Origin of the sequence: Pseudomonas sp. GW456-12-10-14-LB2, assembly GCF_002884345.1 — a bacterium.
Taxonomy (GTDB): Bacteria; Pseudomonadota; Gammaproteobacteria; order Pseudomonadales; family Pseudomonadaceae; genus Aquipseudomonas; species Aquipseudomonas paraglycinae.
In genome coordinates this window covers 1-264 of record NZ_POHV01000191.1, presented here as the reverse complement: position 1 = coordinate 264, position 264 = coordinate 1, and the positions used below count along the sequence as shown (strand labels likewise).

At 65.5% G+C, this 264-nt stretch carries 1 protein-coding gene; it reads right to left on the bottom strand.

All coding sequences use genetic code 11. The features are described from left to right. Positions 1-264: glycoside hydrolase family 3 N-terminal domain-containing protein (locus C1X29_RS29995; RefSeq protein WP_218275727.1), on the bottom strand; the 264-nt coding region annotated here is incomplete at both ends.

The following is a 264-nucleotide window of genomic DNA, read 5'->3' as shown; positions in this document are numbered from 1 at the left end:
TCATAGGCCCGCCCCCAGCGATAGTCCTGCGGCACGGTAATGGTCGGGGCGAAGGTCCATTCCTGGCCGGTGGTGCGAATTTCAGCGGCGGTCGCGGCACCGATCCGCTCGATCAAGGCGGGGTCGCGCATCGCCCCCAGCCCGATATTCTGCGGAAACAGCGTCGCGCCGATGATGTTGCTATGGCCGTGGACGGCATCGATCCCCCACAGGATCGGGATGCCCGATCCGCCCGCCGACCGATCGACCGACGCTTCATAAAAG